Origin of the sequence: Streptococcus mitis (genome assembly GCF_946188615.1) — a bacterium.
GTDB classification, from domain to species: domain Bacteria; phylum Bacillota; class Bacilli; order Lactobacillales; family Streptococcaceae; genus Streptococcus; species Streptococcus mitis_BZ.
In genome coordinates, this window is the sequence record NZ_CAMHVK010000004.1 from 57716 (window position 1) to 76860 (window position 19145).

Sequence of the window (19145 nt, forward strand, 5' to 3'; positions counted from 1 at the left end):
ACAAATAGCAGTAAAAGAGAGAAAAAAGACTTGATTCACCAAATCAAGTCCCTTATTATTCTAACCATTATGCTGTTTTCGTAAGTGAGAATAAAGTCTGAGAATCACTGTTCCACTAGCCATTCCAATGGAAATCACCAAAGCCAACATAACAACTAAGGTTGCACTAGCAATGGCATGACTGTAATCTCCCGTCACAAAAAAGGCAGTTGTCCGATAGGAGAGATAACCCGGAACCAGAGGTGCCAAGATGGCCAAGATAAAGACCACAGCAGGTGTCTTATAAAGAATACTTAAAATCTGGCTGACACAAGAACCGATAATGGCTGCAATAAAAGTAGCCACAATAACATTGGTCGGTTCCTTGAGCAAAAGATAAATTAGCCAGACAGCCATGCCCAAAATTCCTCCTGGTAAGAGCATAGAACGTTGCACATTGAGTACGATTAAAAAAGTGATGATAGCAAGAAGACTTGCTACTGCTTGTAATAAAAAGGTTGTTAGTGTCATATTAATTCATCAATACCAAGGCGACAGAAGTTCCTGCCCCTAAAGCAAGGGTAATGAGCAGGGATTCAAACATCTTACTCATACCAGAGTTTATGTGGTTGGTCATAATATCACGAACCGCATTGGTCAAGGCAATTCCTGGTACAAAAGGCATGACCGCGCCAGCTATAATCAAATCTGCCGTTGAAGGAAAGCCTGTGTAGCGAGCCCAAAACTGGGCAATCATCCCAAATACAAAGGCTCCAGCAAAGGCCGTCACAAAAGGAATTCGGATAAATTTTTCCACATAAAGGGAAAATGCAAAACCAAATAAGGTAGCCACTCCTGCCCCAAGTGCATCGTAGATATTTCCACTAAACATAATTGAAAAGAAAGGGGCGCTAAAGGTCGCAGCCAAAGTTACCTGCAACTTAGTATAGGGAAGAGGTTGAGCTTGCAAGGCCGTCAATTGCTTGAAGGCCGTCTCTAAATCCAGCTTTCCCCCTACCAACTGACGAGAAATCTGGTTGACATCGCAGACTTTTTCAATATTATAAGAAGAGGAAGTCACACGTTTCATTCGCGAAATATTGGTATTTTCAATGGAGAAAAAGATTGCGGCAGGCATAGCCAGAACATTGCAATCCAAAATTCCCTGCGAATGCGCAATACGAATCATGGTATCTTCTACACGATGAATCTCTGAACCACTTTTAAGGAGAATGGTTCCTGCTAACATAATCACATCGATGACGGCATTTAATTCTCTTGATTCTTCCATGCGTTCCTCCTTTTATCAACTCCCTCTATTCTATCACAAATCTGGAGTCAAAAAAAATCTTTGCCATGAAATCATGACAAAGATTCGTTTAATCACGAGAATTTTCGTGGTTTCCTTCACTATTTGGTTGACTCGGAGTAGGAACCGTTCCTTGTTGATTCCCTTGCTGGCCACCTTGTTGATTCCCTTGATTTGGAGTAGTAGGTGAACCTTGGTTACCACGTTGAACTGACGTTGAAGAGGAACTTGACGGTGGTGTTTTGGGTTTATAAATAGAAATTTTAACACGAGTAGTGCTCAAGTCTACTTTTTCGCCTGCTTTTGGACTTTGCTCTACAACAGTCCCCTCAGCAGTTCCTTCAGGAGCTTTAGAAACTTCTACAACTTCGATATTAGCTTTTTTAATGTCATATATCTCTGTAAGATTATTGACTGCAAATTCTCGGCTAGAACCAATATAGCTTGGCATTGAAATAGAATTTACTTTTTTAGCAACTGTCAAAACTATTTGAGTTGCCTTGCTAAGATCATAGGTTGTTCCCTCCGGTAAACTTTGTTTCATGATTGTACCGGGTTCGATTTCGTTGGATTCTTCTTCCTCAATCTTAATCAGATTTTCTGGAACCTTCTTGCCCTTCAATTCTGCCACTACATCACTGGACTTTCTTCCAAGATAATTTCCAAGTTGGAAGGATTGCTGACCAGAAGACACAATCAAATTAATTTTTGTTCCTTCTTTGCGTGTCGTACCAGCGTCAGGATCGGTACGAATAACACGACCTTCTTCAACCTTATCACTAGCCTCTGTTTTTTCTTCACCAACCTCAAAATTGGCTTTCTTAAGCGCTTCTTTAGCTTCCGCAACCGTCTGACCTGCCACCTTTGGAACGGCAATGGTAGCGGGCGTTCTATATAAAATCCATACCAAAGATGCCACAACCAACAAGAAGGTCGCAAATAAAATTGGATAACGTGCTTTCATACGACGGCGTTTGGTTGGCTTTGGACTAGGTACTGGTTTTTCTGTCTGATGAGGCTGGGGCTTAGGTTGAGGTCTTCCCTCTTGTACCGGAGCTTTAGGAATAGAAGTCAAGGTACTTTGTGGAACTTTAGGAAGAGTTTTAGTATCTGCCTTAGTCGCATCTTCAAAGACTAGCTTTGGTTCATTACGACGATTATAAGACAAACTACTCGACAAATCCACATACATTTCAGCGACTGATTTGTAGCGATCTGTCAATTTCTTAGCAGTTGCCTTGATAACAACATTTTCTAAAGCCTGAGGCACAGATGGATTTTCAGCTATAACCGACGGCAGAGGTTTCTGGAAATGCTGGAGGGCGATGGTCACTGCACTATCCCCATCGTAAGGAATATGACCTGTCAGCATCTCATAGAAAATAATCCCCATGGCATAGATATCACTCTGCACAGTTGCTTTAGAACCACGCGCCTGCTCTGGCGATAAATAATGAACGGAACCTAGCATTGAGTTGGTCTGAGTCAAACTTGTCTCTGCAAAGGCTACTGCAATCCCAAAGTCTGTAACTTTGGCAGTCCCATCTGGGGTCAAAAGGATATTTTGCGGTTTCAAATCCCTGTGAACAATTCCTCGAGTATGGGCTAAGCGCATAGCCAAGAGGATTTGTCCCATGATTCGAACCGCTTCTTCATTTGAAAGAGGGTGATGTTCCTTGATATAGCGTTTGAGGTCTAATCCAGCAACATATTCCATTGCGAGATACTGTTGTCCCTCTTCTTCACCGATATCTGTAATCCGAACGATATGAGGATGGTCCAGATCCGCCATGGCTCTTGCTTCCCGCTGGAAACGCGCCACAGCAATCGGGTCTGTCTGGTAGTTGGTCCTCAGGACCTTTACTGCCACTTCTTCCCCGTCTAGAATCAAATCTTTAGCCAAGTAAACATCTGCCATGCCTCCTCGACCAATCTGTTTGAGAATCCGATACCGCCCGGCAAAAATCTTGCCGATTTGGATCATTCTGTTTCCTCCTCAGTAACAGCAATAAGGGCAACTGTGATGTTGTCTAAACCACCTGCATTGTTGGCAAAACGGATCAAGGTTGCTGCCTTATCTGCCAAAGAAATGTCGCTGGTTACAATATCAGAAATCTCACTGCCTGAAATCATATTTGTCAAACCATCACTATTGAGTAAGAGATAGTCCCCAGGCTCAAGGGTGATCATTCCAAAATCAGGCTGAATTTCATCTTTTTGACCGATTGACTGGGTAATAATATTTTTCTGTGGATGGCTAGCAGCTTCTTCAGGTGTCAATTGACCAGCCTTAAGCAATTCATTGACTAAAGAATGGTCGCTCGTTAACTGGTGGTATTCTTCTCCACGAATCAAACCGATACGAGAATCTCCGATGTGAGCATAAATAGCCTGATTATCAATAATGGCTACAGCCTCAAGGGTTGTCCCCATTCCTTTATAGGCTTCATTTTGTCCCAATTGGTTAATCCTTTGATTTTCAATCTCAAGGTTGTTAGCAAACCATTCACGTACTTCATTAACTGTATCGATTTGAGTATCTACCCAAGCTACACCTAGGTCTGTTACCGCCATTTCACTAGCAATATTCCCTGCGCGATGACCTCCCATACCATCAGCTAGGATAATCATAGTACGTCCAGCTCTATTGACATAGTGGTTGACATAGTCTTGGTTATTTGTTCGTTTCTGACCAACATCTGTTAATAATGAAATTTCCATGTGTTAGTTCCTTCCTAATCCGATATCTTACGAAATTGACTGATAAAAAATCCATCACTTCCATACAATTCAGGTGTAATGAGGATACAGCCGTCTTTCATGATATCCTTACATTCATGTTCTAGTGTAACCTGCTCAAATTCAGGATGACTTTCTAAAAATGCCTGTACGACTTGAAAGTTCTCCTCTGAGACAATAGTACAGGTACTATAAGTTATTATACCACCTTTGCGTAGTGTTTGACAAACACTACCTAATATTTCTAGCTGAATTTCCTGCAAGGACGCGAAATCTGCCGTTTCTTTATTGTATTTGATGTCTGGTTTTCGGCGCAGAAGACCGATTCCTGAACAGGGAGCATCTACCAAAATCTTATCAAATGAATCCTGACCAAAAAACTCATGCACCTTTCTGGCATCTAATTTTTGCATTTGAACCCGATCTGCAACTCCCAAACGTTGGGCATTTTCTTGTATTAAGTCCAACTTATGGTCGTACAAGTCCAGAGCAGTAACCTGACCTGTCGTTAGATAAGAGGCTATATGGGCTGTTTTCCCACCTGGAGCCGCACAGGCATCTAGAACCTGCTCACCACCTTGTAAATCAAGAGTGGGAGCAACCAGCTGACTAGACTCGTCTTGGATAGTAATAGCCCCCTCTGAAAATAGGTCATGGCCTGCAAAATGCCCCTGCTCCTTGACGAGACCAAAAACAGACAAAGGTGAATCACTGGCCTCCAACAAGACTTGGATTTCTTCTTTTCGTCCTAGGTCCGTTACACGAATACTAGCCTTGTTGCGCACCAAAAGGCTTTCAAAGATAGCTTGAGATCGCTCTTCTCCGTATTCTTCCTTGAGCTTGGAAACTAGCCAAACTGGGAGAGAATAAGCAATGGAATCACGCTTGTTTTTCCGTTTGATGCTAGCAATATCTGGCCAGCCTTCACGCAGAATACGACGAAGGACGGCGTTGACCAATTTTTCACTGCCTTTTTTACGGACTTTGGCCAATTCTACTGCTTCATTGACCACAGCATGGTCTGGAATCTTGTTCAAATAGCGGAGCTGGTAGGCACTCATGAGAAGCAGGACATAGATCCAGCTGTCTAACTGGTCTCTGTCTTCGATAAAGTGGGACAGGTACCATTCCAGAGTCAGTTTACGGGCTACCGTTCCATAGACCAGCTCGGTCACTAAGCCCTTGTCTGCTGCCGAAAGTTGACTCCCTTTAAGATGCTTATTTAAGGCGATATTTGAGTATGCTTGATTGATAAAAACATCCTCTAATACCACTAGAGCTAAACTTCTAGCCGTTTCTACTTTAGTCACCAAATCGTTCTCCTACAGTCAATGTCCGTCCAACTCCGTTTAGGAAGGAAGCAATGTCCATCTTAGGTTTACCAGCTGGTTGCACTTGTTTAAGGGATAGAGCCCCTTCTGCCGTTGCGACAATCAATTCTTTCTTGCCAATAGAGAGAATCTCACCTGGATTGCCCTGACCTTCTACTGGTAGGGCTTCATAAATCTTAAAGCGGTCACCCTTAAGGAAAGTATGGGCAACAGGCCAGGGGTTCATGCCACGGATTTGGTTAAAGAGTTGACGATTGCTTTTATTCCAATCCAACTTTTCTTCCTCGGGTTTGATATTTGGCGAGAAGGTAACCTGACTTGGATCCTGCGGTTCAGGTTTGATATCACCAGCAATATAAGCTGGCAAAGTGTCCAAAAGCAAATCACGACCAACAAGAGCTAATTTTTCAAACAAGGTGCCAACATTGTCCTCATCTGTGATCGGAATACTACGACGAGAAATCATATCTCCTGCATCCATTTCCTTAACCATTTCCATAATGGTCACACCAGCTTCCTTATCCCCTTGAATCAAGGCATAATGGATTGGCGCTCCACCACGGTGTTTAGGAAGAAGAGAGGCGTGAACATTGACCGCAAAGTCCATGCTATCAAGGAGTTTACTTGGGAGAAACTGCCCAAAAGCAGCAGTCACAATTCCATCCGCTCCTAAATTCATAATAGCTTCCATCTCTGGACTTCCAGATAGTTTTTCAGGTTGGTAGATAGGAAGTCCTGCCTCTTTGGCAGCTTGTTTAACTGGGGTCTCCTGGATCACTTTTTTACGTCCGACAGCACGGTCTGGCTGGGTCACAACGGCTAGAATTTCGTAACGGTCATCTGTCAAAAGCCCTTTTAAGACTGTTGCTGAAAAGTCGGGGGTCCCCATAAAGATTAATTTTGTCATATCTTCTCCTTCTTATAAAAATTGCTGTGGCTCATGGTCAATGCTGAGACGGAGCTCACTATTTTCCCGTTCTTGAGTCAAGGCCAAGACCTGATTGATGGTCGGCCCCAGCTCATCTTCTAAACGGTATTTAATCAAAATCTGATAATGATAGAGGTTGTGGGTACGAGCAATGGGTTTGGGCGTTGGACCAAGAATGTTACTGGTCTCTGACAAGCCTGACCGCAAAATGTTCATAATTTCATAGGCGCGTTTGATTACCTCTTCTTCCTTCTTGTGAGAAAGGGTAATGCCAATAGTGAAATAGTAAGGTGGATAACCAAGTTGTCGTCTGATTCCCATTTCATAGGCATAAAAACCTTCGTAATCCTGATCCTTGGCAAATCGAATAGCGTAGTGCTGAGGATTGTAAGACTGAATCAAGACCTGCCCAGCTTTTTCAGCACGTCCTGCCCGACCTGCCACCTGAGTCAAAAGTTGGAAGGTTCTCTCAGAAGAACGGAAATCAGGCAGATTTAAGGCCGTATCCGCATTGAGAACTCCGACCAGGGTCACATTGGGAAAATCCAATCCCTTGGCAATCATCTGAGTACCTAGTAAAATATCTGCTTCCCCTCGACCAAACTGATCAAGCAGAGCTTGATGACTACCCTTCTTACGAGTCGTGTCCACATCCATCCGCAAAATGTGGGCCTGGGGAAAGAGTTCTGCCAGCTCATCATAAGCCTTCTGTGTCCCTGTCCCATAGTAACGAATACTTCGGCTCTTACAGTTAGGACAGACCTGAGGAATGTCCTTCGAAAAACCACAATAATGGCAGTTCATGGTCTTGGTATCCATGTGCAAGGTCAAAGAAATGTCACAGTTAGGACAAGTATCCACGGTCCCACACTCTCGACACATAACAAAGCTAGAATAGCCACGACGATTGAGCATAAGAACTACCTGCTCTTTTTTAGCCAGACGGTCCTGAATAGCTTCTAACAAAGGGGGCGTAAAGTTTGACGTCTCATTTTGTCCGATATAGTCCCGAAAATCAATCACTTGAACCTCAGGGATTGTAGCCAAAGGATTGGCCCGTTGGGTCAGACGTAAATGTTGATAAACGCCTTTTCCAGCCCTCGCACGGCTCTCTAAGCTCGGCGTTGCTGAACCAAGGACTAAAGCCGCTTGATTATACTGAGCCCGTAAAATAGCTACCTCTCTGGCATGGTAACGGGGATTGCTGTCCTGCTTATAAGTCGCTTCATGCTCTTCATCGATAATCATGACACCCAGATTTTTCAGCGGAGCAAAGATGGCAGATCTGGCACCAACAACAACTTGGGCATCGCCACGCTCCACCTTGCGCCATTCATCGTACTTTTCACCATTAGAAAGGCCTGAATGAAGAATGGCCACTTTCTCACCAAAACGAGCAATAAAACGCTCCGTCATCTGTGGAGTCAAGGAAATCTCAGGCACCAGCAAAATAGCTGTCTTGCCCTTGTCCAAAGCCCCTTGTATAATTTGCAAGTAAACCTCGGTCTTCCCACTTCCTGTAATCCCTTGAAGGAGGAAGGGAGCCTGATGACTGCCAATCGCACTGACAACCGCATCACGCGCCTGTCTTTGCTCTGGATTCAATTCCAAAGGCTGACTTGCCTCAATACCTTCAAAATAAGCAGCCGAGCGTTGGACTTCCTTTTGAACTATAGTAACAGCACCTTGTTCTACAAAGAAGTTGACTTGCTCCCGTGAATAGGACTTTAACAAACTAGCCAAGGAAGCACTCTCAGGATGAGAAAGCAAATAGTCTCTCAGTTCTAACTTTTTCTTGGCGCGTGTAGAAATCTCTACACTTTTTAATTGAGCAAGATTCACCTCATACCAAGACTGGGACTTGACCTTCTTTTGATCAATTGCCTGATATTCCAGACCAAGCAGACCTTTCCTAGTCAAACGCATCATTTCGGCTTGTTTGGCAAGGTCTAGAGAAGAAAAGGCTAGCGAATCCTCTGAACCAAACAAGCGCTCTCGGTCTTCCTGACTCAGACCTGCCAGAGGATAGAGAATCTTGTCATAGCTGGAGTTCAGAAATCCTGGAAGCATGGCCTTGAGGATAGAGATTTTGTAGGAGAAGACTGACTTGCGTAACTCCTCAGCCAGCCAGAGTTGTTCTTGCGTGAGAACAGGGGAAAAATCCAGTACCTCGGCAATATCTTTTAAATCTTGCTCCATCTCTTCTTCATCCAATTGGGACTCCAAACCAAGAACAATCCCTTGAATCAGGCGATTTCCCTTACCAAAAGGCACATGAACTCGCATCCCAACTTCCAGCATTCCCAGAAATTCCTCCGGAATCCTGTAACTATAGGGCTGGTCCGTCTGCATCAAGGGCACATCTACAATAATCTTGGCTATGGTCATCTTCTCACCTCCTCCTTGTCATACTCTTCGAAAATCAAATTCAAACCACGTCAGCGTCGCCTTACCGTACTCAAGTACAGCTTGCGGCTAGCTTCCTAGTTTGCTTTTTGATTTTCATTGAGTATCAGTACATTCTTGCAATAGAAAAAATAAGATTGAGTCCCCCCAACCTTAAATTTTTTCACCATCTTCTTTTTCTTTAGCGATTTGCTCTTTGATTTTCTTTTCTTCTTCTTCTTTGCGGCGTTTTTCTTCTTCGATACGGCGACGAACTGCTTCACGTTTTCCTTCTGGATCTGGGTGAATTGTAACGTTTCCTGATTCGATTTCTTCTAAAGCGCGAAGAGTTGATTTTTCAGACTTGAAACCTTGAGTTGCTGGCGCACCTGCTTCCAATTCGTGGGCACGTTTTGCTTCCAAGATTACGAGTGAATATTTTGATGGAACCTTGTCAAGCAAGGTATCAATAGAGGGTTTTAACATCATTTACTTGTACCTATTTTCTAAATTTTATCGGGTAGTTGGAGATTTTGGCAACATCTCCTGATAGTGACCAATGACACGATCCACACGGAAGTGCTCTGCTTCGATAACACGTTTGACACGCTCAGCAGCTAGGGGCACCTGATCGTTGACAATCGCATAATCATACTCACGCATAAGGGCAATTTCTTCCTTGGCTTTTTCGATTCGTTGGGCAATCACTTCTGCACTGTCTGTTCCACGACCTACCAAACGATCTTGCAATTCATCCAAATCTGGTGGTGTCAGGAAGATAAAGACAGCATCTGGAACCTTTTTCTTGACCTGAAGAGCACCTTGAACTTCAATTTCAAGGAAAACATCGATTCCCTTATCCAAGGTTTCATTGACATAGGTCAGAGGAGTTCCATAGTAGTTGCCGACATATTCTGCATATTCCAACATCTGTCCTTGACGAATCAGCTCTTCAAACTCTTCACGAGTACGGAAGAAATAATCAACTCCGTCCACTTCTCCAGGACGTTGTGCGCGTGTCGTCATCGATACAGAGTATTGAAATTGGTTTTCAGAACTCTCAAAAATCTCTCTTCTAACCGTTCCTTTTCCAACCCCTGAAGGACCAGAAAAAACGATTAGTAAGCCTCGGTCTGCCATTGTGTCTCCTTTTAGTCAGTCTGTGAAATAACATTTCTAGAATAATGGCAAAAAGCCAGATTATCCTTTACAGTCTTTCTATCTAGTGTAACAAAAAAGCAGTAATTTTTCAACTGCTCTTTCTTATTTATTTAGCATAATCTACTGCACGAAGCTCGCGAATCACGGTTACCTTGATATTTCCAGGGTAATCGAGATTGTTTTCAATTTTCTCACGAACTTTGTGAGCCAAGATTGTGACTTTGTCGTCTTTGATTTGTCCTGGATTGACCATGATACGGATTTCACGTCCTGCTTGAAGGGCAAAGCTATTCTGTACTCCTTCAAAGCCGTTCGCAATTTCTTCCAAATCATGAAGACGTTTGATGTAGCTTTCAAGAGACTCACTACGAGCACCCGGACGGGCAGCGCTCAAAGCATCTGCTGCAGCAACAATCACTGCAATGACGCTTTCGGCTTCGACATCACCGTGGTGGCTAGCAATTGTATTCACCACAACTGGATGTTCCTTGTACTTACGAGCCAATTCCATACCGATTTCAACGTGGCTACCTTCAACCTCACGGTCAATGGCTTTTCCGATATCGTGAAGGAACCCTGCACGACGAGCAAGAGCCGCATTTTCACCAAGTTCGCTCGCCATGATACCAGCTAACTTAGCAACCTCAATCGAATGACGTAAGACATTTTGTCCATATGAAGTACGGAACTGCAAGCGACCCATGATTTTCATCAAGTCTGGATGAAGGTTTGGTGCCCCAATTTCATAGGCAGCAGCCTCACCGTATTCACGAATCTTATTGTCAATCTCTTGACGGTTTTTCTCAACCAACTCTTCGATACGAGCTGGGTGGATACGACCATCCTTGAGCAACATTTCCATAGTCATACGGGCAATTTCACGACGAATCGGGTCAAAACCTGATAAGGTCACCACTTCTGGTGTATCGTCGATAATCACATCGACCCCTGTCAAACTTTCAAAGGTACGAATGTTACGACCTTCACGACCAATAATGCGTCCCTTCATAGTATCGTCTGGCAGGTGAACCGTTGAGTTTGTTGACTCCGCCACATATTCACCAGCGATACGTTGCATGGCTTGAACCAAGATGTCCTTGGCCATTTTGTCAGAACGTTCCTTGACCTCTTGCTCAGCTTCACGAATGCGGCTAGCAATCTCCTTGGTCAAGTTTTCCTCTGTCTGAGCCAAGATAATATCTCGTGCTTCTGCCTGAGACAGGGCACCAATACGCTCTAGCTCTGCTTCTTTTTGTCTTTCGACTTCCTCTAATTGCTCTTCACGCGCATCAAGGTTTTTCGCTCTATCAGAAATACTTTGTTCTTTTTGTTCAAGTGTTTGTTCTTTACTCGTCAAATTGTCGTCCTTACGGTCAAGGCTAGTAGCTCTCTCTGTCAAACGACTTTCGATTTGTTTGAGTTCTTGACGTTCTGATTTGAATTCAGCGTCCACTTCTTCACGGTATTTTCTGGCTTCTTCTTTGGCCTCCAATAGTGCTTCTTTTTTAAGAGACTTGCTTTCACGTTTAGCTTCATTAACAAGTAAATCCGCTTCACGTTCAGCTTGTCCACGTAAATTAGTTGCTTCTTGTTCAGCATTTAAAAGCATCAACTCTGCAGCTTCCTGAGATGATTTCATCTTGGCTGAGATGCTGACATATCCAATGACTAAACCAATGATGACGGCAAAAACAGCAATCGCAAGCGACATGATTTCCATGTTTTTACCTCATTTTATTGTTATTCCGAATGACATACATTCTTTTACATTCTACCATAAAAAAGTGATTTTCACAAACCTAAAATAGAATATGTTTTGGGGAAATTGGAACACATTCACAAAAATAAAATTGTTATTTAGAAATAGTAGTATAGTAGAGACTTGAGAAAAAGCCTACTTTTCAGTAGACTTAGTTTATTTCTATTCTAATCGGTACTCTTCCAAAATTCTGCTCTGCTATACTTGGATTTCCCAGTTGGTAAATCTGGTCTGCCTTTTGGGTCATAGCATCCCAAGGTTCTTTGCCAATTCGGCTGACTAGATCGACCTGCCCTTTCAAAGACTTGAGATGTTGCCTGCCTTTTTCAGTAAAGCCAAGAACATGGATGCCTTCTGGCAAGTCACTTTCTCTAGCCTGCACCAAGATATAGGTCAAAAGGCGTCTGACACGCGCCTTGGTGTAACGTTTGGTCGCAACCGCCTCAATCAAGTCTTCCACAGACTGGACTGTCTTGATGGTCTCTTTAATGCGCACAGCCATTTCTTGATTGACCTGATAGATGGTGGTTATGTCGGGATTTGACAAGATTTGATAGCGGAGCAAAGGAAAATAGTCTTCCCAGCTCACTTTACTGGTCTGCTCAAATAGGGCAACAGAAGGCATAAATCGTTCTAAGAAATCTTTGTCCCTTTGGTGCTGACGGAGGGCTGTCGCCGAGGCGAAGTCCACATCCTGGTCCACAGAATGGTAACCAGCCCCCTGACGCTGAATCGGATACAGCTTGATATTTCGTCCCGCAACCGCCTTGGCATAGGCCAAAGCAAGAACATGATTGGGTGTATGGCCTGAAAAATCAAGACCAGCAAATTCCTTCCACATGGCTTGGGTTTTCTGGGGATAGGAGAGAGAATCAGGCAGATTTTCCACAAAATTCTCCATCTCTCTACCTTGCTCTGCGTATAAGTCAGCGATTTTTTGATAATCCAGAACTTCTTCTGTTCCAAAAGCGAGGCTATCAATACCCAACCGAGCCAAGATATCCACAGCCCCTTGGCCAAAGAAATCCGCCGCCTGAACACTGACTAAAAAGGGCAGTTCCACTACCAGATCAGCACCATTTTCAAGCGCCATCTGGGCTCGTGTCCACTTGTCCACGATAGCAGGCTCGCCTCTCTGCATGAAATTCCCAGACATGGCCACAATTTTCAACCCCTTCGTCTGCTCAAGCAGGTATTTGTGGCCATTATGAAAAGGATTGAACTCCGCGATAATACCCGTGATGGTCATGATAATCTCCTACTTCTGCGCCACAAAAAACCAACGGGTGCTGGTTTCTGTTGGCTCTTTGTCTTCAAAGTCCGCAAAGAGTTTGAAGGATTTGAATCCGGCCTGTTCCAGCAAAATATCATAGGTCAAGACCTCATAGGTTCGCTCCTCATGCACTTCATCGTGGCGACTAAAGGAACCATCCGCTTCCTTGACAAAGAAAGTCAACTCATGAACGATAGAGTGAGGCGCCGCATCCTCATAGGTATCCCATAGCATGGCGAAATCTTCTGCATTTTCATGATAAGAATAGCCTGGAAAAACTTCGTCTGTCTGGTAGGTCGAATGCACATCAAAGATGAAAACTCCATCTTCATTAAGGGCATTATACACTTCCTTAAAAACATCCCCTACTTCCACCTCATCCTGCATGTAGCAGATAGAGTCCGAATAACAAGTGACAAAGTCGTATTGACCTACCTTGGACAAATCCAACATATTGCCTTCAATAAAATCAATCTTTTGTTTGGCTGAAGCCGCTCTCTTCTCCGCAATCTTCAGCATATCTGCGCTCAAGTCAAGTCCAGTCACATCAAAACCAGCTTGAGAAAAGCGTACAGACTGGATGCCTGTCCCACAAGCCAATTCCAAGAGTTTTTTTCTCTCCTTTGTCTTAGGCAAATGACCCAGAGAAAAATCCATCCATTTATCATATAAACTATCGTCCATGACCGCATCATAGACCGCCGCAAAGGTTTCATAAGTTGCCATAATCATGATACCAAGAGCCTCCATGGCAAACACCACTCGCCCTATACCTTTCTATCCATTTTTTCTAAAATAAGCAAAGAAACCCAGTTGGCTACAACTGAGTTCGTCTTCTAAGCAAGAGCTTCTGAAATATCTACTGACTCCGCCTCATGCCATAGCTTTTCTAAGTTATAGTGGGCACGCATTTCTTCTGAAAAGACATGCACGACAACAGAGCCGAGGTCTAGTAGGACCCAACCTCCAGCTGCATCTCCTTCGACATGACTGCCTTTAAAGCCTGCATCGGCTACTTTTTCACGGATATTATCAGCGATAGCGTCCAACTGACGGCTATTCATTGAACTAGTAATAACAAAGTAGTCAGTCACGCTAGTCAAATCTTGGACATCAAGTGCGAGGATATCCTCCGCACGTTTCTCATCAGCCGCTTTCACGACTAGTTCTAGTAATTCTTTTTCGTTCATTTAGTCCTCTTTCAAATAGTGCACAAAGGCGTTATAGGTTTCAAGGGTTTGGGGATAGATGGGGAATCCCTGATGAGCTAGATACTCCACTGTACGAGCTGTTTCGTAGGCCACTGCCTTATTGAGCGATAGACTTGCAATCTCCCGCGCCACATCTACTCCAGGAAAGGCTCGATTGTGCTCAATATAGTCTGCTACATAGATAACCTTATCTAGGCTTGTCATCTGACCAGCCCCAACTGTATGGATTTCAATAGCTCGCAGGATTTCAGAATCATGCAAATCCAAATCTTCCTGAATCTTGTAGATGCCAACCATGCCATGCCAGACATTATTGCCCCAGTTTTTGAGGTCAGGGTCTAGCTGATAACGGTCAATCAAGTCTAAAAATTCCTGATCTGACAGCTTTTTAGCATAGTCATGAAGAAGGCCTGCTAGGCCTGCTTTCTCGGTATCGACTCCAAATCGCTGAGCCAATTCTATGGCTGCACGCTCCACACCCAAGCAATGGGTTAACCGTTTCTCGGGTAGAAGCTCTGCCATTTTTTCCAACAAAGCCTCGCGAGAGCAATTGATATAGTCTTGATATGCCATCAGTAAAGCCCCTCCTTCTCGATGTAGTCTAGTACAGACTGAGGCAGGAGAAAGTTGGGTTTCCGACCTTGGGCAATGAAGTCACGCACCATGCTGGACGAGATATCCATTAGAGGCACATCTACCCAGATAACGGGATAGGAAGTCCCTGCCTTGTAGCGTGGGCGCTGAACCCCTACAAACTGAACCATGTCGACCAGCTCATCAATTCGGTACCACTTAGGCAGATAGTCCACCATGTCGGCACCGATGATAAAGTAATAATCCGTATCAGGATTCTTCTCTGTTAAAATCTTCATGGTGTCGTAGGTATAAGAAATGCCCTTACGCTCCAATTCAATGGTTTCAATGGCTAGTCCTTCAATCCCCTCAATCGCCAACTCAAGCATCTTGAGACGATGGTGTTCAGAGATGGTTTCCTTTTTATCTACATGGGGAGGTTGGTATTCAGGCATGAGCAAGACCTGGTCCAGTCCCAACTGCTGACGTACTTGGTCCGCAACAATCAGATGGGCATTGTGAACAGGGTTAAAATTCCCCCCTAAAATCCCGACTTGTTTGCGTTTTTTCTCCTTGATTTCTGGCTCCAACTCTACCTTGGTAAAGGGAGTCAATAATTCGATTGCCATAGGCTAGTCTCCTTTATTTCTCTGTAAAAACAGTTGTTTGGAGTAGTTTTTTTAGATTTCTTTGACTTTTTTAGAAATCTTGCGATTTTCTTTCTTGCTGGATTGTTTAAACAAAATCAAGATGCGTCCGATTTTTTGGACTGTGTCCACACCGATTTCTTCTTCCAAAATTTCAGCTACTTCGTGGATATTTTCATCGGTGTTTTGCAAAAGAGTCACCTTGATCAATTCACGGGCATCAAGAGCTTGACGGACGCTGGTTTTGATTTGGTCGTTGAGTCCATTTTTTCCGATTTGGATGATGGGTTTGAGTGTGTGTGCCTGGCTGTTGAGGAAGGCACGTTGTTTTGATGTTAATGACATAATTTCTTCCTTGCTTTTTGATAGTTATTTTAGGTGGTGAGGGACGGTCGGAACTAATTTTCCAAAGATCTCATCTTTGAAAAATGGATTTCCTGACCTCACAATTGAGCCTTGGTCTCAATTGTGCCCCTTGCCAATCTACAGATTGGCAAGACACCACAGCAATAACTATCTCTTTATGAGCTCACTTTGTTCGCTCAGTAATTTTATTTTAAATAATTGCTTTTCGTGTGACGACGGCGACACCTTCTGGTGCCCAGACGGCGACTTTGGCTGTTCCTGTTACGCGGATCCAGCCGAGTCCAGAGATGACTAGGTCTGTCTTGTCCTTGATGGTAAATACATGTTGGACTAGTTTTGGAAAATCTTCTTTTTCCTTGCTATTTGGTGGTGTCAGAAGGGTTCCTACATGCTTGTCATAGAAAGCACTAGCTCCTTCAAGCTTGGTTCGGTGGAGTTTGAGTTCATTATCAAAGAAGGCTGTGAATCCTTGCTTTTCACCCGCAATGAAGTCAAAGCGTCCGAGACCGCCTAGAAACAGTGTTTGTTCAGGATTGAGCTGATAGGTTTTGGGTTTAATTTCCTTTTTAGGGCTGACATACTTGAGGTTTTTAGCCGTCAAGTAGTGAGCCATCTGGTGGCGGTGGATAATTCCCGGCGTATCGTAGATATAAGAACCGTCGTCAAGCGGAATCTCAATTTTGTCCAAGGTTGTCCCTGGGAAGCGCGAAGTCGTGATGACATTCTGATCACCCGTGATTTCTTGAATGATGGCATTGATGAGGGTTGATTTTCCAACGTTGGTTACACCGACCACATAGACATCGCGGCCCTTACGGTAGTGTTCAATCTTGTCAATGACTTCCTTAATGGCATGTTTGTTTTGTGCTGAAGTTAGGACGACATCGACTGGACGAAGACCTTCTTCGTGGGCACGTTCCATGAGCCACTGGCTAATCTTGCCTGGTTTAACTGACTTGGGCAGGATATCTTTTTTATTTCCAACCAAGAGGACATCATTTCCCGAGACAAAGCGTGGCAAGCCTGGAATGACAGAGCCATTAAAATCAAAGATATCAATGACATTGACCACTAAGGCATCACTGTCTCCCACCTCGTGCAAGAGCTTGAGGAAATCATCGTCCGTCAACTGGACATCCGTGATTTCATTATAGTGGCGGAGACGGAAACAGCGTTGGCAATAGACTTCGCCAGTTTCCAAACCTTTTTCAAGTGCCGACTGGGGGGTAAAACCAAGACCAGCCTTATCTGTCGTCTGAATGGTTGCTCCACAACCAATACAGAGAATTTCTTCCATAGTTAAATTCCTTTTTTATATGTAATCGGTCCGTACGTTTCAGTGATTTTTCGCTTCACACGGCGCTCACGAGCTCGGTTGATCTGTGTTTTGATCGAGTCATGTTGGACCAAGGGTTTGACTAAAATCGAGCGAATGCCTGCACGGTGGGCTGCTCGTATATCTGTCATGAGCTGGTCGCCAACCATGACCACTTCACTTTTCTCATAATGAAATTCCTTCATGGCACGGTCAATCCCAAATGTGAAGGGCTTCAGAGCCCAATAAACGTAGTCAATCCCAAATTTCTCAACTGCTCGTTGGACGCGTTTTTTAGTGTTATTTGATACCACAATGATGCGAATGCCCGCGTCCCGAAGATCATGTAGCCATTGCTTCATCTCTGGCGTCCCGTCAGGGTTGTTCCAAGCAATGAGGGTATTGTCCAAATCGACCAAAACAGCCTTGATTCCATGCGCCTGCAGGCTTGGGACTGTCAGATCATAGACTGCTTCCACAGCAAAGTCTGGCATGTAGTTTTCAATCACCATTTTGGCTCCTTTTCTTTTATTTTCTAGTAATTTTCTTCAGCCATTGAGATAAGGCCACCCATAAAATCAAGCTAGTCATTAAGATATAAATCCAAGCATTTGGCTCTTCTGTAAATGGTAGAGGAACATTCATTCCGAAGAAACCTGTAATAACCGCAAGTACTGCTAGTAAGACGGAGATAATAGTCAAAATTGACAAACTATCATTCAAGTTATTGTTTAGGATGTTGTTGTAAGAAGCTGAGAGTTGTTGCAAGACTTGAGAAATCAAGTCTGTCATAGACACCAACTGATGGGCTTCAATCATTGCATCATCAAACTGCTCTCGTTCGACATCATTAAATCTCCGATAAAGAGCATGGCCCTGGATATGTTCCAAGAGGAGTCGATTTTGTTTTGCTGCTGCTGTCAAGTAAACCATACCAGTCTCCAAGTCAGAGAGGGCGAAGAGATTTTTCTTTGTTGTAGTTTGACGTAGCAAGGCACTAATTTCGTCCTTACTTTTATCCATCTCTTCAATGACAGGATAATAAGCGTTACTGATAATCTCTAAACCAGCAAAGAGAAACTTGTAAATAGAAAGCGACTCATGGCTATCCAGATAAGCTGACATCTGATCAATGACATAAGCATTCTTATGGTTGCTGATGGTAATCATTCGTTGTCTTTCGACGATAAAGGTCATGGGAATCGCTTCATAATATTCTTTGTCTTTTTCTAAATCAAGAACATTATAAATAAAGGTTACCGTCTCCGTTTCACGGTTATAATCCATATGAGCTCGTTCATTTCTATCCAGAGCATACTCAATGGTTTCCTTGTCCAATCCATAGATGTCAGAAAGATCTTCCATATTTTTAATCTTATCCACATCAAGGTCTATCCAGGTACAACCATTGCCCAACTGCTTTTCTAAAACCATCTTTTCTCCTTTATTAAACTCTTTCTATTGTACCACAAATTACTTAAAATAACAGGTCTAGTCTGTGCGTGAGAAATTGCTGACGACGGTGATATTCCGATTGGGAACGAAGTGCAGAACCTGATCTTCTCCTCTGAGTTGCGTTGTTCGAATGCCGACACTGACAACCTTGCCCGATACGGTAATAGGACCATTTGTCAAAACGACCTCATCTCCCACATCCAGTTGACGTTCAAAGAGGATGAAAAAGCCATTGATGACATCAGATAGAAAGCCTTGGGCTCCCATCCCAATAGCCACCCCAGCAATCCCAGCCCCTGCCAGCAAACTAGAAACTGGCAAACCTAAAATCGACAAAATGCAGTAAAGCAAAAAGAAATAAAGGGTATAATTAAACACATTTTCTAACAGACGTGAGATGGTTTTCTGACGCCCGATATCATGACGAGACATTTTTAAAGAAGGTTTAACAATTCTCTGCACCATGGTATGAAGTAGTTTCTTAGCTATATAGAATAGCAAAAATAGAAATAACAGAGAAATTAACTTGGTTAAGATATTCTCAATAATCGTTGTTATATCAAGCTTATTGAGGTAGGTTTGAATAAATTCTTGCATAGAAAACTCCTTTCATTTATTATACCATACTTTCACAAGTGATGAATCTCCATAAATATTCAAAAATAATAGCCAAAATAGACAGAAAATTCTTGATTTTAGCTCATATTTATACTA

General features: G+C 43.4%; 20 protein-coding genes. All 20 read right to left on the reverse strand.

The window, feature by feature from the left end:
- Positions 1 to 60: 60 nt before the first annotated feature.
- The 20 genes from OCF95_RS05090 to OCF95_RS05185 all read right to left on the reverse strand — a co-directional run bounded on the left by OCF95_RS05090 (position 61) and on the right by OCF95_RS05185 (position 19028).
- Positions 61 to 510, reverse strand: a complete 450-nt coding sequence (locus OCF95_RS05090) for a threonine/serine exporter family protein (RefSeq protein ID WP_020901615.1) — start codon at positions 508 to 510, stop codon at positions 61 to 63.
- A gap of 1 nt (position 511) precedes the next feature.
- Positions 512 to 1270, reverse strand: a complete 759-nt coding sequence (locus OCF95_RS05095) for a threonine/serine exporter family protein (RefSeq protein ID WP_024057274.1) — start codon at positions 1268 to 1270, stop codon at positions 512 to 514.
- 88 nt (positions 1271 to 1358) lie between these two features.
- The gene (pknB, locus tag OCF95_RS05100) at positions 1359 to 3272 is read right to left on the reverse strand and encodes a Stk1 family PASTA domain-containing Ser/Thr kinase (RefSeq protein WP_024057273.1); all 1914 of its coding nucleotides are present in this window, start codon (positions 3270 to 3272) and stop codon (positions 1359 to 1361) included.
- Positions 3269 to 4009 (reverse strand): Stp1/IreP family PP2C-type Ser/Thr phosphatase, encoded by a 741-nt coding sequence (locus tag OCF95_RS05105; protein WP_023946526.1) that lies wholly within the window; start codon positions 4007 to 4009, stop codon positions 3269 to 3271. The genes pknB and OCF95_RS05105 overlap by 4 nt, the downstream gene beginning before the upstream one ends.
- Positions 4010 to 4023: 14 nt before the next feature.
- Entirely contained in the window at positions 4024 to 5337 is a 1314-nt protein-coding gene (gene rsmB / locus OCF95_RS05110) for a 16S rRNA (cytosine(967)-C(5))-methyltransferase RsmB (protein ID WP_261105019.1), read from the reverse strand.
- Complete coding sequence (gene fmt / locus OCF95_RS05115; RefSeq protein WP_261105020.1) at positions 5330 to 6265, reverse strand: methionyl-tRNA formyltransferase; 936 nt, start codon at positions 6263 to 6265, stop codon at positions 5330 to 5332. The genes rsmB and fmt overlap by 8 nt, the downstream gene beginning before the upstream one ends.
- Before the next feature lie 12 nt (positions 6266 to 6277).
- Entirely contained in the window at positions 6278 to 8674 is a 2397-nt protein-coding gene (locus OCF95_RS05120) for a primosomal protein N' (protein WP_261105021.1), read from the reverse strand.
- Between the two features lie 171 nt (positions 8675 to 8845).
- A complete protein-coding gene (rpoZ, locus tag OCF95_RS05125) occupies positions 8846 to 9160 on the reverse strand; it encodes a DNA-directed RNA polymerase subunit omega (protein WP_000979235.1) in 315 nt (104 codons plus the stop codon).
- Between the two features lie 24 nt (positions 9161 to 9184).
- Positions 9185 to 9811 (reverse strand): guanylate kinase, encoded by a 627-nt coding sequence (gene gmk, locus OCF95_RS05130; protein WP_000775041.1) that lies wholly within the window; start codon positions 9809 to 9811, stop codon positions 9185 to 9187.
- Positions 9812 to 9938: 127 nt separating this feature from the next.
- Complete coding sequence (locus tag OCF95_RS05135) at positions 9939 to 11552, reverse strand: ribonuclease Y (RefSeq protein ID WP_000404934.1); 1614 nt, start codon at positions 11550 to 11552, stop codon at positions 9939 to 9941.
- Between the two features lie 190 nt (positions 11553 to 11742).
- Positions 11743 to 12840: a nucleotidyltransferase gene (locus tag OCF95_RS05140; protein WP_049500243.1), complete on the reverse strand. Its 1098-nt coding sequence runs from the start codon at positions 12838 to 12840 to the stop codon at positions 11743 to 11745.
- Between the two features lie 9 nt (positions 12841 to 12849).
- The gene (locus OCF95_RS05145; RefSeq protein WP_061864367.1) at positions 12850 to 13590 is read right to left on the reverse strand and encodes a class I SAM-dependent DNA methyltransferase; all 741 of its coding nucleotides are present in this window, start codon (positions 13588 to 13590) and stop codon (positions 12850 to 12852) included.
- 110 nt (positions 13591 to 13700) lie between these two features.
- Positions 13701 to 14054, reverse strand: coding sequence for a ribosome silencing factor (rsfS, locus tag OCF95_RS05150; RefSeq protein WP_004255425.1), 354 nt, complete (start codon positions 14052 to 14054; stop codon positions 13701 to 13703).
- Positions 14055 to 14648: a bis(5'-nucleosyl)-tetraphosphatase (symmetrical) YqeK gene (yqeK, locus tag OCF95_RS05155; protein WP_261044061.1), complete on the reverse strand. Its 594-nt coding sequence runs from the start codon at positions 14646 to 14648 to the stop codon at positions 14055 to 14057.
- Positions 14648 to 15277, reverse strand: a complete 630-nt coding sequence (locus OCF95_RS05160) for a nicotinate-nucleotide adenylyltransferase (protein ID WP_261038523.1) — start codon at positions 15275 to 15277, stop codon at positions 14648 to 14650. The genes yqeK and OCF95_RS05160 overlap by 1 nt, the downstream gene beginning before the upstream one ends.
- Before the next feature lie 51 nt (positions 15278 to 15328).
- Entirely contained in the window at positions 15329 to 15640 is a 312-nt protein-coding gene (yhbY, locus tag OCF95_RS05165) for a ribosome assembly RNA-binding protein YhbY (protein WP_000060169.1), read from the reverse strand.
- A gap of 211 nt (positions 15641 to 15851) precedes the next feature.
- Positions 15852 to 16958 carry a ribosome biogenesis GTPase YqeH gene (gene yqeH / locus OCF95_RS05170; RefSeq protein ID WP_020901601.1) on the reverse strand — a complete coding sequence of 369 codons (1107 nt, stop codon included), beginning with the start codon at positions 16956 to 16958 and terminating at the stop codon, positions 15852 to 15854.
- Positions 16959 to 16960: 2 nt separating this feature from the next.
- On the reverse strand, positions 16961 to 17488 hold the full coding sequence (locus tag OCF95_RS05175) for a YqeG family HAD IIIA-type phosphatase (protein ID WP_049500248.1): 528 nt from the start codon (positions 17486 to 17488) through the stop codon (positions 16961 to 16963).
- Positions 17489 to 17504: 16 nt separating this feature from the next.
- Positions 17505 to 18410 (reverse strand): magnesium transporter CorA family protein, encoded by a 906-nt coding sequence (locus OCF95_RS05180; protein ID WP_000242267.1) that lies wholly within the window; start codon positions 18408 to 18410, stop codon positions 17505 to 17507.
- A gap of 57 nt (positions 18411 to 18467) precedes the next feature.
- Positions 18468 to 19028, reverse strand: a complete 561-nt coding sequence (locus OCF95_RS05185; protein WP_049500250.1) for a mechanosensitive ion channel family protein — start codon at positions 19026 to 19028, stop codon at positions 18468 to 18470.
- Positions 19029 to 19145 lie beyond the last annotated feature (117 nt).

Excerpts from the sequence above, each read along its gene's own strand:
- OCF95_RS05090 (WP_020901615.1), bottom strand. The coding sequence starts at position 510 with ATGACACTAACAACCTTTTTATTACAAGCAGTAGCAAGTCTTCTTGCT.
- OCF95_RS05095 (WP_024057274.1), bottom strand. The coding sequence starts at position 1,270 with ATGGAAGAATCAAGAGAATTAAATGCCGTCATCGATGTGATTATGTTA.
- pknB (WP_024057273.1), bottom strand. The coding sequence starts at position 3,272 with ATGATCCAAATCGGCAAGATTTTTGCCGGGCGGTATCGGATTCTCAAA.
- OCF95_RS05105 (WP_023946526.1), bottom strand. The coding sequence starts at position 4,009 with ATGGAAATTTCATTATTAACAGATGTTGGTCAGAAACGAACAAATAAC.
- fmt (WP_261105020.1), bottom strand. The coding sequence starts at position 6,265 with ATGACAAAATTAATCTTTATGGGGACCCCCGACTTTTCAGCAACAGTC.
- OCF95_RS05120 (WP_261105021.1), bottom strand. The coding sequence starts at position 8,674 with ATGACCATAGCCAAGATTATTGTAGATGTGCCCTTGATGCAGACGGAC.
- rpoZ (WP_000979235.1), bottom strand. The coding sequence starts at position 9,160 with ATGATGTTAAAACCCTCTATTGATACCTTGCTTGACAAGGTTCCATCA.
- gmk (WP_000775041.1), bottom strand. The coding sequence starts at position 9,811 with ATGGCAGACCGAGGCTTACTAATCGTTTTTTCTGGTCCTTCAGGGGTT.
- OCF95_RS05135 (WP_000404934.1), bottom strand. The coding sequence starts at position 11,552 with ATGGAAATCATGTCGCTTGCGATTGCTGTTTTTGCCGTCATCATTGGT.
- OCF95_RS05140 (WP_049500243.1), bottom strand. The coding sequence starts at position 12,840 with ATGACCATCACGGGTATTATCGCGGAGTTCAATCCTTTTCATAATGGC.
- OCF95_RS05145 (WP_061864367.1), bottom strand. The coding sequence starts at position 13,590 with ATGGCAACTTATGAAACCTTTGCGGCGGTCTATGATGCGGTCATGGAC.
- rsfS (WP_004255425.1), bottom strand. The coding sequence starts at position 14,054 with ATGAACGAAAAAGAATTACTAGAACTAGTCGTGAAAGCGGCTGATGAG.
- yqeK (WP_261044061.1), bottom strand. The coding sequence starts at position 14,648 with ATGGCATATCAAGACTATATCAATTGCTCTCGCGAGGCTTTGTTGGAA.
- OCF95_RS05160 (WP_261038523.1), bottom strand. The coding sequence starts at position 15,277 with ATGGCAATCGAATTATTGACTCCCTTTACCAAGGTAGAGTTGGAGCCA.
- yhbY (WP_000060169.1), bottom strand. The coding sequence starts at position 15,640 with ATGTCATTAACATCAAAACAACGTGCCTTCCTCAACAGCCAGGCACAC.
- yqeH (WP_020901601.1), bottom strand. The coding sequence starts at position 16,958 with ATGGAAGAAATTCTCTGTATTGGTTGTGGAGCAACCATTCAGACGACA.
- OCF95_RS05175 (WP_049500248.1), bottom strand. The coding sequence starts at position 17,488 with ATGGTGATTGAAAACTACATGCCAGACTTTGCTGTGGAAGCAGTCTAT.
- OCF95_RS05180 (WP_000242267.1), bottom strand. The coding sequence starts at position 18,410 with ATGGTTTTAGAAAAGCAGTTGGGCAATGGTTGTACCTGGATAGACCTT.
- OCF95_RS05185 (WP_049500250.1), bottom strand. The coding sequence starts at position 19,028 with ATGCAAGAATTTATTCAAACCTACCTCAATAAGCTTGATATAACAACG.